Annotated in this window: 13 protein-coding genes; 2 read left to right on the top strand and 11 right to left on the bottom strand. The window is 60.8% G+C overall.

From position 1 onward, the window contains the following. Positions 1 to 26: 26 nt before the first annotated feature. The gene (locus DM813_RS14345; RefSeq protein ID WP_128324052.1) at positions 27 to 1,274 is read right to left on the bottom strand and encodes a TolC family protein; all 1,248 of its coding nucleotides are present in this window, start codon (positions 1,272 to 1,274) and stop codon (positions 27 to 29) included. A gap of 202 nt (positions 1,275 to 1,476) precedes the next feature. Between DM813_RS14345 and DM813_RS14340 the strand changes: the two genes are divergently transcribed. Beyond that, a complete protein-coding gene (locus DM813_RS14340; protein ID WP_128324051.1) occupies positions 1,477 to 2,151 on the top strand; it encodes a heavy metal response regulator transcription factor in 675 nt (224 codons plus the stop codon). After that, positions 2,148 to 3,533 carry a heavy metal sensor histidine kinase gene (locus tag DM813_RS14335; protein WP_128324050.1) on the top strand — a complete coding sequence of 462 codons (1,386 nt, stop codon included), beginning with the start codon at positions 2,148 to 2,150 and terminating at the stop codon, positions 3,531 to 3,533. Before DM813_RS14340 ends, DM813_RS14335 begins: the two co-directional genes overlap by 4 nt. Positions 3,534 to 3,574: 41 nt before the next feature. Here the strand turns inward: DM813_RS14335 and pdxJ are convergent, their stop codons facing one another. From pdxJ to rpoE, 10 genes are all read right to left on the bottom strand, one after another. Then, the gene (gene pdxJ, locus DM813_RS14330) at positions 3,575 to 4,300 is read right to left on the bottom strand and encodes a pyridoxine 5'-phosphate synthase (protein ID WP_431311973.1); all 726 of its coding nucleotides are present in this window, start codon (positions 4,298 to 4,300) and stop codon (positions 3,575 to 3,577) included. A gap of 62 nt (positions 4,301 to 4,362) precedes the next feature. Further along, on the bottom strand, positions 4,363 to 5,046 hold the full coding sequence (gene recO, locus DM813_RS14325) for a DNA repair protein RecO (RefSeq protein WP_128324048.1): 684 nt from the start codon (positions 5,044 to 5,046) through the stop codon (positions 4,363 to 4,365). 56 nt (positions 5,047 to 5,102) lie between these two features. Next, positions 5,103 to 6,005 carry a GTPase Era gene (era, locus tag DM813_RS14320; RefSeq protein ID WP_128324047.1) on the bottom strand — a complete coding sequence of 301 codons (903 nt, stop codon included), beginning with the start codon at positions 6,003 to 6,005 and terminating at the stop codon, positions 5,103 to 5,105. Further along, positions 5,998 to 6,687 carry a ribonuclease III gene (gene rnc, locus DM813_RS14315; RefSeq protein WP_128324046.1) on the bottom strand — a complete coding sequence of 230 codons (690 nt, stop codon included), beginning with the start codon at positions 6,685 to 6,687 and terminating at the stop codon, positions 5,998 to 6,000. The genes era and rnc overlap by 8 nt, the downstream gene beginning before the upstream one ends. Positions 6,688 to 6,864: 177 nt before the next feature. Continuing rightward, positions 6,865 to 7,719: a signal peptidase I gene (gene lepB, locus DM813_RS14310; RefSeq protein WP_128324045.1), complete on the bottom strand. Its 855-nt coding sequence runs from the start codon at positions 7,717 to 7,719 to the stop codon at positions 6,865 to 6,867. Positions 7,720 to 7,728: 9 nt separating this feature from the next. Next, a complete protein-coding gene (lepA, locus tag DM813_RS14305; protein ID WP_128324044.1) occupies positions 7,729 to 9,525 on the bottom strand; it encodes a translation elongation factor 4 in 1,797 nt (598 codons plus the stop codon). Between the two features lie 182 nt (positions 9,526 to 9,707). After that, on the bottom strand, positions 9,708 to 11,087 hold the full coding sequence (locus DM813_RS14300) for a DegQ family serine endoprotease (RefSeq protein ID WP_431311972.1): 1,380 nt from the start codon (positions 11,085 to 11,087) through the stop codon (positions 9,708 to 9,710). Between the two features lie 221 nt (positions 11,088 to 11,308). Continuing rightward, complete coding sequence (locus DM813_RS14295; protein ID WP_128324042.1) at positions 11,309 to 12,274, bottom strand: MucB/RseB C-terminal domain-containing protein; 966 nt, start codon at positions 12,272 to 12,274, stop codon at positions 11,309 to 11,311. A 12-nt stretch (positions 12,275 to 12,286) separates the two neighbouring features. After that, entirely contained in the window at positions 12,287 to 12,877 is a 591-nt protein-coding gene (locus DM813_RS14290) for a sigma-E factor negative regulatory protein (RefSeq protein WP_128324041.1), read from the bottom strand. Positions 12,878 to 12,908: 31 nt separating this feature from the next. Then, entirely contained in the window at positions 12,909 to 13,490 is a 582-nt protein-coding gene (gene rpoE, locus DM813_RS14285; protein ID WP_010220971.1) for an RNA polymerase sigma factor RpoE, read from the bottom strand. Positions 13,491 to 13,908: the final 418 nt, after the last annotated feature.

Here is a 13,908-nt window from a genome sequence, read left to right as displayed (position 1 = left end):
TCAAAGCGGGGGAATGTCGATCAGGCTCAACGACTGGCCAGGCTCAGATCGCCGAAAATTCGCTCCAGACGCACCCGTGCTTCACTGCGCTGGGCCTGGGCCTGGAGGTACTGCAGACGAGCCGCAACCAGGGTTCGCTGAGCGTCGAGCACATCGAGAAAGGCGAATTTGCCGCGCTCGAAACCACGGGTAGCAGCATCCACAGCCTGTTGCGCGGACGGCAGGATCGAGCGGTCGAAGTCCTCGACCTCCTGGGCGGCGGTGCGCCACTGGGCCAGGGCCTGTATGACTTCACTGCGCAGTCGCAACTCGGCACCGTTGCGCTGGTCACGCGCCTGATCGGCACGGCGTGCAGCAGCCAGGACGTTGCCCTGGTTGCGGTCAAACAACGGAATGGGCAACGACACGCCAACGACATTGACGCGCTCACGCTCGGTCTCGCTGTACTGGCTGCCAACACTCACGGTCAGGTCGGGAATCCGCTGCGTACGGGCCAGGTCCAGGGCGGCATCGCGTTGATCGATCTGCACGCGGGCCAGGCGCATGTCCGGTGTCTGCTCCAGGCGCTGCATCAGTTGGGTGCGGCTCGGCAGGTCCGGGTCTTCACTGCCGACACCGTCGACCCGGCTGAACGTTGCTGTCGGCGCACCGGTTGCTGCGGCCAACTGCTGATAGGTCACGGTCAGTGCCTGTTCGGCCCGCCCCAGCTCCAGGCGCACCTCAGACAGCTGCACTTGCGCCCGGGTCGCTTCCACGGGCGACGCACTGCCGGCTTTTACCCGCCCTTGCACCACGCGCAAGGCGCGCTCGCTCAGGTCCAGTGACTGTCGAGCCAGTTGCAGACCGTCCTGGGCCTGTACCGCGGCCTGATAGGCGCCAATCACTTCGGCCCGCAATGCATAGCGCTGGCGCTCAAGTTCAAGCCCGGCCAATTGCGCATCCTGCCCCGCCACGCTGAGGCGCGCCCCGCGCTTGCCGCCCAGCTCGAACATCTGGCTCACGCTGACCGTGGTGGTCTGCGAGCCATTGCGGGTGTCTTCCACCTCCCAGCTCAACTCGGGATTGGGCAGCACGCCGGCCTGGCGCCGGTCGCCTTCGGCAATATCAATACCCCACCGCGCAGCCGCCAGCTCGGGGTTATTGGCCTGGGCGCTTTGCAAAGCGTTGTCGAGGGTCAGTACGGGGCCTTGGGCCAACGCCAGCGAAGGTGCGGCGAGCATCAGCAGCGTCAGCAGAACGCGGCCGGTGCCAGGCCTGTCCAGGGTGCGAAACATGGCGGACTCCTGCGCCTGTTGGGAGCCCGCACTGTAGTAACCGGGGTTTATCCTCAAGATGACTCGAGGATTACAAATCTGTAATCCAGCCGCAGCGGCAGCAAAGATGCCTTAGTATCCGCCGCTCGATGCCCTGCCGCCCTTGACCCTGCAGTTACTTCAGGGTCGAGAATCACCGCTTTTTACACCACCGAGTCATTGCATGCGCTTACTGATTATCGAGGACGAGCTCCGCACCGCCGACTACCTGCACCAGGGCTTGAGCGAAAACGGCTACATAGTCGATTGTGCCCACAGCGGAGCCGACGGCTTGCACCTCGCCCGCCAGCAGCCTTACGACCTGATCATTCTCGACGTCAACCTGCCCGAGCTTGACGGCTGGACGGTACTGCAACGCCTGCGTGACGAGTCCAGCACACGCATCATGATGCTCACCGCTCACGGACGCCTCTCGGACCGGGTCAAGGGCCTGGACCTGGGCGCCGACGACTACTTGCTCAAACCTTTCGAATTCCCGGAACTGCTCGCACGTATTCGCAGCCTGCTGCGCCGCAACGACCAGAACCTGCAGCCGAGCACCTTGAAAGTCGCCGATCTGGAGCTGGACCCGGGTCGCCACCGTGCCTACCGCGGTGGCCAGCGCATCGACCTGACGGCCAAGGAGTTTGCCCTGCTGCACCTGCTGATGCGACAGAGCGGCGAGGTGCTGTCGCGCACACAGATCATTTCGCTGGTCTGGGACATGAACTTCGATTGCGACACCAATGTGGTTGAAGTCTCCATCCGTCGCTTGCGGGCCAAAATCGATGATCCCTTCGACGACAAGCTGATCCACACCCTGCGCGGCGTTGGCTACGTGCTCGAGCGCCGCGAATGAAACCGGGCAGGCTTTCCCTGCGCCTGGGCCTGAGCGTCACCTTGATGGGCGCCACGCTGGTGTTGCTGTTGGCGTGCCTGGCAGTGCTGGCCCTGGACCATGAACTGGACAGTCGCGCCCGCAAGAGCCTGGGCGCGAAGATGACGCAGATTGAACACGGGCTGCGCATCGACCTCAAATCGGCTGACCTGCAAACCTCCGCCCACCCGTTGCTGGACGTGGTGATGGGGCATGACAACATGAGCCTGAGCGTCATCGCCCTGACCGGCCGCCATTCGGCCCTGCTGACCCTTGGACCGGGGCTGGATGCGCAGGCGTTGATGCAGATCCCCGGGACCGCGCAGCTGGCATTCAGCTCGTGGCGCGACAGCGATGGCAACCATCTGCTGACCGCCTCGCGGCTGATGCGCTTGCAGGACGGCAGCGAAGTGCGTGTGCTGCTCACGGTCAACCGCGCCGATGACCACAGCTTGCTCCAGGCCTACCTGCGTTCGACCCTGGTGGCCCTGCCGCTGTTGCTACTGCTGATAGGTGTCGGTGCCTGGAAGCTGGTGCAACGCGGCCTGAAGCCGCTGCGCCGGTTTCGCCAGATTGCCGAGCAAGTGAGCGCCCAGCAACTGGCGCTGCGCCTTCCCGTGGATGGCCTGCCCCTGGAACTCAGTGACCTGGCCAAGGCCATCAACATCATGCTCGACCGCCTGGACAGCGGCGTGCAGCAACTCTCGCAGTTTTCCGACGACCTCGCCCATGAGCTGCGCACGCCCATTGGCAACCTGATGGGCAAGGCGCAAGTGACCCTGTCCCGGGAACGCCCGGTGGAGCAATACCGCGACGTACTGGAGGCCAGCATCGAAGAGCTGACCCGGCTCAACCGGATCATCAATGACATGCTGTTTCTGGCCCAGGTCAGTCAGCCGCAGACTCAGGTGCCGCTCAAATCAGTGGCACTCGCCGATGAGGTAGCGCGCGTCAGCGAACTGTTCGAGTTCAGTGCCGAACAGAAAGACATAACCCTGCGCCAGCAAGGCTGGGGTATGGTCCAGGCGGATCGCTTGATGGTGCAGCGGGCGTTGTCCAACATGCTCAGCAATGCCATTCGCCACAGCCCTGAGGGGCAACCGATCGATATTGTCATCGAGCGCCGGGGCGACGAACTGTGCCTGTGGGTCGAGAACCACGGGCCAGGTATCGAGCCGGAACATCTACCTTACCTGTTCGACCGTTTCTATCGGGCAGGCTCGGGGCGTTCTCGACTGGAAGGCGGTACAGGATTGGGGTTGGCGATCGTGAAATCGATCATGGACGTGCATGGCGGGCGGGTTGAGGTGAGCAGCCAATTGAATGGTCTGACCCGATTCAGCCTGGTATTTGCAAAGATTTGATGCCTGCAGGAGCGGATATTTCCGCTCCTGCAACAGCCCGATCAATGACGGCTGGCGGCCATGATCAGTGCCTTCATTTCCGCCACAGCCGACTTGAAGCCGACGAACAGCGCATGGGCCACCAAGGCGTGGCCGATGTTCAGCTCGTTGATACCCTTGATCGCGGCAACGGCTTCAACGTTGTGGTAGTGCAGGCCATGACCAGCGTTGACGATCAGCCCCTGGGCCAGGCCAAACGCCACACCATCGGCGACCCGCTTGAGCTCCTCAGCTACCTCTGTAGGGGTTTCGGCATCCGCATAACGGCCGGTGTGCAGCTCGATGGCCGGCGCACCGACGCGGCGCGACGCTTCGATCTGGCGCTCGTCGGCATCGATGAACAGCGAGACTTCCGAGCCCATACGCGACAAGCGTTCAACAGCCGCCTTGATCCGCTCTTCCTGGCCGGCGACGTCCAGGCCACCCTCGGTGGTCAGTTCCTGACGGGTTTCCGGCACCAGGCAGATGTGCGCCGGACGAATACGCTCGGCGAACGCCATCATTTCTTCGGTGACGCCCATTTCGAAGTTCATGCGCGTTTGCAGCACGTCCTTGAGTACCAGCACGTCGCGCTCCTGGATGTGCCTGCGGTCTTCACGCAAGTGCACGGTAATGCCGTCGGCGCCCGCCTCTTCGGCGTCCAGTGCGGCCTTGACCGGATCGGGGTAACGCGTGCCGCGCGCCTGGCGCAAGGTCGCTACGTGGTCGATGTTCACGCCAAGCAGCATGCGGTTGCTTTGAGTCACGAAAAGGCTCTCCAGAAGATTTAGCCTGACAGCATACGACGAGCTCAGCGCTTGCGAAACAGTTCCCGACTGACCAGTGGCCGTCCACCGAGGTGAACGGCCAGGGCTTGACGCATCAGGCGCTTGGCCGCACTCAGGGCGCCCGGCACGCTCCAGTCGGCCTCCGCCATGGCAATCAGCTCGGCGCCCCGGAACAAACCGGGTTGCAGCAAGAACACCTGTTCGAGTCCGGCATCCACCTGCAAACGATACAGGCCATCGACGAGCAACGGCTCGCCATTGATGTCCTGGTCCAGAGCAAAGGCATACCCCAGCTCGTCCAGCAAACGCCACTCGAACGCTCGTAGCAACGGTTCCAGCGCGCGCCCGGCGGCCAGCGCCTGCAAGGTGGCAGCGTAATGCTCGAACAGCACCGGTTGCGGATCTTCGGCCGGCAGCAAACGGATCAACAGTTCATTGAGGTACAGACCGCTGAACAGGGCATCACCATGCAACCAGGCCGCTACCCCGACGCTGTCCAGACGGCCAACCGTTTTCAGCTCGCCGCGACCACGGAATTCCACTTCAAGCGGAACAAACGGCCGCGCCTGGCTGCCACCTTTGCCCCGCGCACGGCGTAACACGGCGCGCAGGCGCCCTTGCGGGGTGAGGAAGTCAACCAGCGCACTGGTTTCACGGTAGGCCCGGCTATGCAGCACGTAGGCCGGCAGGCCTTCTGGGATGTCCATGAGCGCGCGTCAGCAAAGAGTTGACCCGACAGCGGACGCTGTCGGGTCTGAGACGATCAGAGGTCGCCGTAGCCCAGCGAACGCAGGGCGCGTTCGTCGTCGGACCAGCCACCCTTGACCTTGACCCACAGGTTGAGCATGACCTTGGCGTCGAAGAGTACTTCCATGTCCTTGCGCGCTTCAGAGCCGATACGCTTGATGCGCTCACCCTTGTCGCCAATGATGATCTTCTTCTGACCGTCACGTTCGACGAGGATCAACGCATGAATATGCAGGATTTTCCCCTGCTGCTTGAACTCTTCGATTTCCACGGTGATCTGGTACGGCAGCTCTGCACCGAGCTGGCGCATGATCTTTTCACGTACCAGTTCGGCGGCAAGGAAACGGCTGCTGCGGTCGGTGATCTGGTCTTCCGGGAAGAAGTGATCGTTTTCCGGCAGGTGCTTGGCGATCAGGCTTTCCAGCGCTTCGAGGTTGTGCCCCTGCTGTGCGGAGATCGGCACGATCTCGGCGTTCGGCAGTTGCTCCTGCAGCCATTGCAGGTGCGGGATCAGGTCGGCTTTCTCTTCAATCCGGTCGGTCTTGTTGATCGCCAGGATCACCGGCCCCTGCACGTACTGCACACGCTCCAGAACCAGCTGGTCTTCGTCGGTCCATTTGGTGCGGTCGACCACGAAGATCACCACATCGACGTCCTTGAGGGCGGCCGAGGCGGTTTTGTTCATGTAGCGGTTGAGCGCCTTTTCGTTGCTCTTGTGCATACCGGGCGTGTCAACGTAGATCGCCTGTACATCACCCTCGGTCTTGATCCCGAGCATGTTGTGGCGGGTGGTCTGCGGCTTGCGCGAGGTGATCGCCAGCTTCTGGCCGAGGATGTGGTTGAGCAAGGTCGACTTGCCAACGTTTGGACGGCCGACAATGGCGACGTAGCCGCAGCGGGTGGTATTCGTATCAGTCATTGCCATTCTCCACGCCCAGGGCGATCAGTGCTGCGGCGGCTGCGACTTGCTCGGCGATACGCCGGCTGACGCCTTGCCCTCGGCTTTTTTCAGTCAAAAGGGTCACTTCACATTCGACGAAAAACGTCCGGCAATGGGGTTCACCTTGAATATCCACCACTTCGTAGCGCGGCAGATCGCAGGCCCGCGACTGTAGGAATTCCTGCAGACGGGTTTTCGGGTCCTTGTTGGTATCGACCAGCGTCAGGCTCTCGAACTCACCGGTCAGCCAGGCCAGCACGCGCTCGCGGGCGGTCTGCATGTCCGAGTCCAGGTAGATCGCGCCGATCAGCGCCTCGAGGGCGTCAGCCAGGATCGACTCGCGGCGAAAGCCACCGCTTTTCAGCTCACCGGAACCCAAACGCAGGTACTCGCCCAGGTCGAAACCACGCGCCAGTACGGCCAGGGTCTCGCCCTTGACCAGACGCGCGCGCAAGCGTGACAGCTGGCCTTCGCGGGCCTGGGGGAAGCGCTCGAACAGCGCTTCGCCGGCGACGAAGTTGAGGATCGCATCGCCGAGAAACTCGAGGCGTTCGTTATTGCGCCCGGCAAAACTGCGGTGCGTCAGGGCCAGCAGCATCAGCTCCTGGTTCTTGAAGGTGTAACCGAGCTGGCGCTCGAGGCGGTTCAAGGAAACGCTCACAGTGTACCCACGCGCAGTTCGTGGCCGGTATTCAACACTTTGTTCAAATCAACATCCTGAAAGACTATTTGGCTCATGCTCACCGGTGTCGGCGGTCCAGGCGGATCATCGATCCCCTGCACACAGCCTATGCCAGAAATGCATTCGGCGCTGTCCCAGGACAGCGCCGTTGTGGTGTTACTTGATCAGGCCAACCCGCGAAAGGTTCGGGAAGTGGCTGAGTTTTGGCTCTGGCCAGCTCATCCAGACCGCGAAGGCCTTGCCGACTATGTTCTGGTCCGGAACCATGCCATGCAGCGCCTTGGGAATATTGGGATCATCCCAGAAACGGCTGTCATTGGAGTTGTCACGGTTGTCACCCATCATGAAGTAATGGCCGGCCGGCACTGTCCATTGCTGGTCAGGCGGCATGCGGTAACGGCTCATTTCCTTGCGGATCAGGTGTTCGGCTTCGCCCAGCTTTTCTTTGTACAGCTGCGCACTACCCAAGGTACCCGGCTCGCTGCCCACCAGTTGCTCGGCAATCGGCTGACCGTTGACGAACAGCTTCTTGTCGTTGGTGTAGCGAATCTGGTCGCCCGGCAAGCCGACTACACGTTTGATGTAGTTGACGTTCGGGTCGCTCGGATAGCGGAACACCATGACATCGCCACGCTGTGGGTCACCGACTTCGATGACTTTCTTGTCGATCACTGGCAGGCGGATGCCATAGGAGAACTTGTTCACCAGGATGAAATCGCCCACTTCCAGGGTCGGCTTCATCGATCCCGAGGGGATCTGGAAAGGCTCGATCAGGAACGAACGCAATACCAGCACGATGAACAGCACCGGAAAGAACGACTTGCCGTACTCAACCAGCAACGGCTCCTTGTTCAACCGCTCGACCACAGCCATTTCTGGCTGGCTGACGCTGCCCTGATAGTTGGCGATTGCCGTACGCCGGCGCGGTGCCAGGAACAGCAGATCGACCAGGGCCAACAGACCGCAGACGGCTACGGCGATGACTAGCAACAGCGGGAAATTTAGCGACATAGGATCTAATTATTCCAACCTGAGCACGGCGAGGAAGGCTTCTTGTGGGATTTCCACGTTGCCGACCTGTTTCATGCGTTTCTTACCGGCCTTCTGCTTCTCCAACAGCTTGCGCTTACGGCTCACGTCACCACCGTAGCATTTGGCCAGTACGTTCTTTCTGAGCGCCTTGACAGTCGTACGCGCAACAATCTGCCCGCCGATGGCGGCCTGGATTGCAACGTCGAACATCTGCCGAGGAATCAGTTCCTTCATCTTCTCGGTCAATGCGCGGCCCTTGTAGTGCGCATTGTCGCGGTGCACGATCAGCGCCAGGGCGTCGACCTTGTCACCGTTGATCAGTACATCGAGCTTGACCAGGTTGGCCGACTGGTAGCGGTCGAAATGGTAGTCGAGCGACGCGTAGCCACGGCTGGTGGACTTGAGGCGGTCGAAGAAGTCGAGTACCACTTCGTTCATCGGCAGGTCGTAGCGCACTTGCACCTGCGAGCCGAGGAACTGCATGTCGCGCTGGACGCCACGCTTCTCGATGCACAGGGTAATGACGTTACCCAGGTGCTCCTGAGGCACAAGGATGGTCGCGGCGACGATCGGTTCGCGGAAGTCTTCAACCGAGGACACATCCGGCAGCTTCGACGGGTTGTCGACGTAGATGGTCTCGCCGGTCTTGAGTTTGACCTCGAAGATTACGCTTGGCGCGGTGGTGATCAGGTCCAGGTCGTATTCGCGCTCCAGGCGCTCCTGGATGATCTCCATGTGCAGCATGCCGAGGAAACCGCAACGGAAGCCGAAGCCCAGTGCGTCGGAGCTCTCGGGCAGGTACTGCAGCGACGAATCGTTCAGGGTCAGTTTCTGCAACGCATCACGAAAATCTTCGAAATCGTCGGAACTGACAGGGAACAGACCGGCATAAACTTGTGGCTGAATGCGTTTGAAACCAGGCAGCACGTCAACTTCAGGGGTGCTGCTCAGGGTCAGGGTGTCACCGACCGGTGCACCGTGAATGTCCTTGATGCTGGCAATGATAAAGCCTACTTCACCGGCTTTCAGATCAGCGGTTTGCGTGTGTTTCGGGGTGAACACACCAACGCTGTCGACCAGGTGGACTTTACCGGTGGACTTGACCAGGATCTTGTCGCCCTTCTTCACGCGGCCATGACGCACGCGCACCAGGGAGACAACGCCCAGGTAGTTGTCGAACCAGGAGTCAATGATCAACGCCTGCAGTGGCGCCTCGATGTCGCCGGTTGGCGCAGGAATGGTGTGCACCAGGCGCTCGAGCACCTCGTCCACGCCCATGCCGCTCTTGGCGCTACAGGCCACGGCGTCGGTCGCATCGATACCGATGATCTTCTCGATCTCGTCTTTGACCTTGTCCGGATCGGCTTGAGGCAGGTCCATCTTGTTAAGGACCGGCATAACCTCCAGGCCCTGCTCGATGGCGGTGTAGCAGTTGGCAACCGACTGGGCTTCAACGCCCTGGCCGGCGTCTACCACCAGCAGCGCGCCTTCACACGCCGCCAGCGAACGGCTGACTTCGTAGGTGAAGTCAACATGGCCCGGGGTGTCAATGAAGTTCAGCTGATAGGTGACGCCATCGTTTGCCTTGTAATGCAAGGTGACACTGTGGGCCTTGATGGTGATACCGCGCTCACGCTCCAGGTCCATGGAGTCGAGTACCTGGGCCTCCATCTCGCGGGCAGACAGGCCGCCACACATCTGGATGAAACGGTCCGCCAGGGTCGACTTGCCATGGTCAATGTGGGCGATGATGGAGAAATTGCGGATATGACTCAAATCACTCACGGGTCAACACTCAAAAAGGCTGCGGGCCGGACGCCCACCGAAAAATAGCCGGGAATTGTACCTGAAGCCTGACCTTGGCGTCACGTGAACTGTGGTGACAAGGAATGCCAGCGTCCAACCCCGGGTGACCGTTCAGGCACAAAAAAGGGCAGCTTGCGCTGCCCTCCCCTGTACCGCGCTGCTTACTCAGCCAGCTTGAAGGTAATGAAGCTTGCGCGCCCCTGACGCAGCACGCGCATCGACACCGAACGGTTTTTCGGCAGTTCCTTGGCGATTTCGGTGAACTCTTTCGCCGAGGCAATCGCCTGGTTGTTCAGGTGGCTGATGACATCGCCCGGACGCAGGCCAATAAGCGCCGCAGGACCGTCCTGGACTTCCTTGATGACCACGCCGCCCTTGAGCTCCAGGGTTTTCTTCTGCTCGGCGGTCAGGTCGGACACCGACACCCCCAGACGGTTGCTGCTGCGCTCGACGCCACCGCTGGCGGCATCGGCGAGTTCGGCATTGTCATCCGGCAAGGCGCCGACCGTAACATCAAGGTTCTGGCGCTTGCCGTTGCGGATGATCTCCAGCTTGGCCTTGGCGCCGTCTTTCAGGCTGCCAACCAGGTGCGGCAGGTCGGCAGACATGACAATCGGCTGACCGTTCATGCTCAGAATCACGTCACCCACTTGCAGGCCGCCCTTCGCCGCCGGGCCGTCTTCCAGGACCTGGGCCACCAGGGCGCCAGCCGGCTTGTCGAGACCGAAGGATTCAGCCAGGTCCTTGTTGACCTCCTGAATCACCACACCCAGCCAGCCGCGGCTGACCTTGCCGTCTTTCTTCAGCTGGTTGGAAACATCCAGGGCGACGTCGATCGGGATGGCGAACGACAGCCCCATGAAGCCGCCGGAGCGGGTAAAGATCTGCGAGTTGATCCCCACCACTTCACCGTTCATGTTGAACAGCGGGCCGCCCGAGTTACCCGGGTTGATGGCCACGTCGGTCTGGATGAACGGCACATAGGTGTCGTTCGGCAAGGTACGACCCTTGGCGCTGACGATACCTTTGGTCACCGAATGGTCGAAACCGAACGGCGAACCAATGGCCAGCACCCACTCTCCGACCTTGAGCTTCTCGGAGTCGCCCAGCTTGACGGTCGGCAGGTTCTTGCCGTCAACCTTGAGCAACGCAACGTCAGTGCGAGGATCAGTGCCGACCAGCTTGGCCTGCAGTTCGCTGCGATCGGACAGACGGACGATGATTTCGTCGGCATCGGCGACCACGTGGTTATTGGTCAGCACATAGCCGTCACTGGAGATGATGAAGCCCGATCCCAGCGACTGCGCTTCACGCTGGCGGTCACCGCGCGGCGAACGCGGCGCTTGCGGCATATTGCGTTCGAAGAATTCGCGAAACATCGGCGGCAGGCCTTCCAGATCAGGCATCTGACCGGCGGCGTACTTGCGGTCCGGCAGCTTCTGCTTGGTACTGATGTTCACCACGGCAGGCGAGGCCTGCTCGACCAGGGTGGTGAAGTCCGGCAGGGCTTCAGCCTGGGCGGTGACCACCTGACCGAGCATGAGCACGGCGGCGAACAACGATAGGTAGGTTTTCAAGCGTGGTATTGACATACGGCTCCCGTCACATCGAGCGTGGTTAGCAGTAGGGCCCTGCAAACGCAGGAAAGGCCAGTCCCCGAAAGGACTGACCTATAGAAAAAATCTGAAGTTTTTGCAAACTGCAAAGCTTGCCAATCATGTCAGCCAAGGCACCCTCGACCGATAAACAGGATAGTTACCCGTCATTTTTGTGCCTGGGCATCCTGGGATCGCATGGACAAGGCAATCCGCTCCGCGGTGCCGATCGGAATTTCGCCGACTACGGTGACCATCACTTCACCTTTGGGTGTGGTCAAGCGCCGGGAGACCGCTACGGTCGGCCCCAGCTGCGTGCGAATATCGACCGCCGAGCCACCGTCCAGGGCTTCGACAAATACCGAGAACCGTGCCAGGCCATCGTCAAACATCAAACTGCTGACAACGTTCTTGCCTTGAGGGTCCTTGCGCACCGAGCTGTCGACCAGTTCAAAACCTGCAGGCAACCACTCTGAGCGCCAGGCTGTCACCGGCTGCTTGGCCTGGGACGCGACCAGGGTGACCGGCTTGCACAGTTCACTTGCCTTGAGCTCGTCATCGGTCGGCGCTTGCGCGGTGTTCAGCCGGGTGAACTGAAAGCGCTCCAGCAACCGCCCCTTGTCGTCGAGCATCAATGACTTCAGCGGCAGCCCGGTCTTGCGGTCCAGGTGCAACTCGAAGGCATAGCGGTGCTGGTCACGGGGACTGAGGGTGACGATAACCGCTTCACGGTCCGCCACCCGCGACCTGCCGGCAATGCCGAGGTCGTACCAACTCATCAGCTTGAGGGGATCAAGCACTCGCGCCGTGGACTCTGGTGGATTGGTCACACCAGACACCAAGGCTCCGCTTACGCACTGGGTATGCCCGTCGACACGCACGACTTCCTGGGCCGAGCCATCGAGCTGCAAAAGCCGCTCGCTGACCTTGCCATCCTGGACGCGATGCCAGATATCGTGGGTGGAGAAGCTGCCGTTACGCTCGTAAACGAAAGTACCCTGATAGCTCTGCTGTTGCTCGGCCTGCGCCAGCTTCTTCAGCCAGTCGCCCGCCTCCGGTGAGGAGTTGGCCGCATGGGCCGGCAGTATCAGCCAGCCTCCCAGCAACAGCGGTATAAGAGGTAGCGCGCGCATGATCCTCCTTACTTAACGGTTTTCCAGGCTGGCCGCGCGGGCATAAGGCAGAGCGCTCTCGGTACCCTTGAGTGCTGCTTCCTGAGCATGCTGGCGCAGATAGCCGGGCAGACGCTGGTCGTGCCAGCCGGATTGCCCTTGCAGCACGCCATTGGCCATTGGCCCTGGCTGCTCTGCACTCTCACTATAGCCTGCCAACACAGCGGGGCCTTGAACCTGTGGCACACTCAGTCCCTGCTGGGCAGGTTGCTGGGCAGCCAACTGCACGCCGCTGATTTCGTCCTGGTTGTACAGGCGCACACCCGCCAGCACCGCAACGGTTACCGAAGCCGCCACGGCCAGACGACCCAGGCTACGCCACGGACCACGGTTGACCTTGACCGGCGCTGCTTCATCAGCCAGCGCGGCAGACACCGCAGAGGCGATATCCAGTTTTGGCAGCACCAGTTCCTTGTGCATGGCCGCACGGGCAATCTGGTAACGAGACCAGGTAGCACGGGTTTCGGCATCATCGACGGCGTTCAACACCCGACGTAATTCCAGTTCGTCCGCTTCGTTATCCATCACCGCGGACAGCGATTCCTGCAAAGCTTCACGACTCATGGCGGTTCCTCTCTTGGCTGTCGCCGCTGTCTCAGGTTTCCTGCAACAACGGCTGCAGGGCTTTGTCTATGGCCTCCCGAGCGCGGAAAATTCGAGAGCGCACGGTACCCACCGGACACTGCATGACGCTCGCAATGTCCTCGTAACTCAGACCGTCAAATTCACGTAAAGTTAACGCCGTACGTAAATCTTCTGGCAGTTGCTGAATGGTCCGATGGACGGTGCCTTCGATCTCATCTCGCAACAACGCACGCTCGGGGGACTCCAGATCCTTGAGGCCATGATCGCCGTCGTAAAATTCCGCATCCTCGGAACTTACATCGCTGTCCGGTGGCCGCCGTCCGCGGGACACCAGATAGTTCTTTGCCGTGTTGATGGCAATGCGGTACAGCCAGGTATAGAAGGCACTGTCTCCGCGAAAATTACCCAGCGCACGATAAGCTTTGATGAAAGCTTCCTGCGCAACATCCTGGGCTTCATGGGTGTCGTGTACGAAACGCACGATCAACCCGAGAATCTTGTGCTGATACTTCAGCACCAACAGATCAAACGCTCGCCTGTCGCCACGCTGCACGCGCTCGACAAGCTGCTGATCCTCTTCCTGGGTTAGCATGAACACTCCTCAGTGAACTCGAAGGAGCCGTACGAGAAGCATCGTTCAGGCTTGCAACCATAGACTCGGGCTTTTCGCAAAAGTTCTCCCCTTCAAGCAAGTTTCCTGCGGCCCTTGGTCGGCTCGCACGAAAAACGCAGCGCGGTCACGGCCGGCTGCGTCGATAATCGGGTCTCGAATACGCCGGCAAGGCCCTGTTACGGGTCACTGCCCTGCGTCGCCGCGGTATTGTGGCGGGCGGTCAGCCTACTATGGATATCCACACAGCATGGAAAGTTCCCACAGCAGCGCCTGCCCCGCATAAGCGCCATTGGAAATCAGGGCCTTGAGACTGCTATAAAGGCAGCCGGTCCAGATTCACGATAGTTTCACAATGCCATCTGCGCCTGACTATTGTGCCGATCCCCCCCTTCAGATA

The sequence above is a fragment of the Pseudomonas alkylphenolica genome (genome assembly GCF_004025535.1).
In the GTDB taxonomy this organism is placed as follows: Bacteria; Pseudomonadota; Gammaproteobacteria; order Pseudomonadales; family Pseudomonadaceae; genus Aquipseudomonas; species Aquipseudomonas alkylphenolica_A.
Note: the sequence above shows the minus strand (reverse complement) of the source record. Positions and strands in the feature narration are given on the sequence as shown.